Below are 1,722 nucleotides of genomic sequence, written 5' to 3'. Positions count from 1 at the left end.
GCTTCGGGCACGGGCTCGGCCGGCGCCTCCGCCACATCGGGTGCGGCGTCCGCGGCCTCAGGGGCGGGCTCGGGCAGCGCGCCGGCGTCGGACGCGGCCTCAGGTGCCGGCGCGGCCGCGCCCTCCTCCTCCTCCGCCCGCTCCTCAGGCACCCCGCTCATCCGTCGCACCCTCCTCCGTCCGGCGGCGGAGCAGGATGGGGCCGAAGGCTTCCTCCTGGCGCAACTCGATCCCGCCGCCGCGCGCCATCTCCAAGCCTGCCACGAGCGTGCTGGCAAGGGCCGCGCGGCGCTCGACCGGGTCCAGGATGCCGTCGGGCAGGAAGCCCTGCAGCACGGACCAGGAAGGAAGTGCGCCCACGAGGCGGGTCAGGCGCTCGATTGCCTCCTGCACCGTCAGCAGCTTGCGCGGCTTGGGTCGGTAGGGACGCCGGGCGAGCGCCCGCCGGCGCCCCGCCACATAGGCCTGCAACAGGGAGGACAGGTCGGCCGAAAGCCCTGAGCGATCCTCGACCTTCAGGCTTTCCGGCGCGCCACGGGCGAAGACGTCGTGGCCAAGCCAGGGCCGGCGGTTGAGCCAGAGCGCGGCGGCGCGCATCCGCCCGAGTTCCGCAAGCCGGTCGGCCAGTTGTTCGGCCAGCGCCTCGGCATCCTCGCCCTCGGCCTCCTCGGGCGGGACCAGCAGGCGGGATTTCAGCCAAGCGAGCCAGGCCGCCATCACCAGCCAGTCGGCGGCGAGTTCCAGCCGGATGCGCCGCGCGCCCTCGATCACCGCGAGATACTGGTCCACCAGCGCGACGATCGAGATCCGCGCCACATCCACCTTCTGGGCGCGGGCGAGCTCCAGCAGCAGGTCGAGCGGCCCCTCGAAGCCATCAAGGCGCAGGTGCAGCGACTCGCTCATCGGCCCCCTCCGTGCCCGGTCAGCAGGAGAACGAGGTTGAAGGCGGGTGCGACCACCTCCCGCACGAAGACCCCCATCGGGTCCCAGCCGGGCACCGCCAGCGGTGCGATGAACAGGACCAGGATCACGATCAGCAGCCCATAGGGCTCGACGCGTGCCAGCGCCAGGGCCGGCGCCCGCGGCAGGATGCCGACCATGATCCGCCCGCCATCGAGCGGCGGCAGCGGCAGGAGGTTGAACAGCCCGAGCACCAGATTCGCGAGGATCGACAGCGCCACGAAGCGCATCAGGAACTCGACGAGGTCCGGACCCATCAGCCCCTGGCCCGCCAGCACGGCATGGGCGAACAGCGCTGCCGCCACGGCCAGCGCGGCGTTCACGGCAGGCCCGGCGGCGGCGACCAGCACCATCCCCCAGCGGGGGTTGCGCAGGCGCAGGATGTCCACCGGAACAGGCCTGGCCCAGCCGAACAGCGCCTCCACCCGCCCGAGCGCCAGCAACTGCCCCGCGACCATCAGCCCCGGCAACAGCAGCGTGCCAACGGGATCGACATGGCGCAGCGGATTGAGGCTGATGCGCCCCATCCGCTTCGCCGTGTCGTCGCCCAGCGCCAGCGCGGCGTAGCCATGCGCGGCCTCATGCAAGGTGATGGCAAGCACGGCGGCGAGCACCGCCGCCGCGGCCTCCGGCAGCCAGTCGGGCATCAGGCCTCCCGCGCGGTGGGATCGGCGCCGGGCGCGGCCGCGACGGAGCGCAGCGCAGCGTCACGCAGCGCCCGCAGCGCCGCGGCGTCACGCGTCGTCAGTGCCCCGCGTACGG

Annotated in this window: 2 protein-coding genes; both read right to left on the bottom strand. The window is 73.6% G+C overall.

Annotated features, from left to right (window positions below; genetic code table 11):
* Nucleotides 1-144: 144 nt before the first annotated feature.
* A complete protein-coding gene (locus tag HW577_RS24615; protein WP_198378727.1) occupies nt 145-903 on the bottom strand; it encodes a segregation and condensation protein A in 759 nt (252 codons plus the stop codon).
* Nucleotides 900-1,607, bottom strand: a complete 708-nt coding sequence (locus HW577_RS24610) for a site-2 protease family protein (RefSeq protein ID WP_198378726.1) — start codon at nt 1,605-1,607, stop codon at nt 900-902. Before HW577_RS24610 ends, HW577_RS24615 begins: the two co-directional genes overlap by 4 nt.
* Nucleotides 1,608-1,722 lie beyond the last annotated feature (115 nt).

It is taken from the genome of Neoroseomonas rubea (genome assembly GCF_016106015.1).
GTDB classification, from domain to species: domain Bacteria; phylum Pseudomonadota; class Alphaproteobacteria; order Acetobacterales; family Acetobacteraceae; genus Neoroseomonas; species Neoroseomonas rubea.
This window is presented reverse-complemented; position numbering and strand designations above follow the sequence as displayed.

Coding starts and splice junctions, on each gene's coding strand:
- HW577_RS24615 (WP_198378727.1), bottom strand. CDS start 903: ATGAGCGAGTCGCTGCACCTGCGCCTTGATGGCTTCGAGGGGCCGCTC.
- HW577_RS24610 (WP_198378726.1), bottom strand. CDS start 1,607: ATGCCCGACTGGCTGCCGGAGGCCGCGGCGGCGGTGCTCGCCGCCGTG.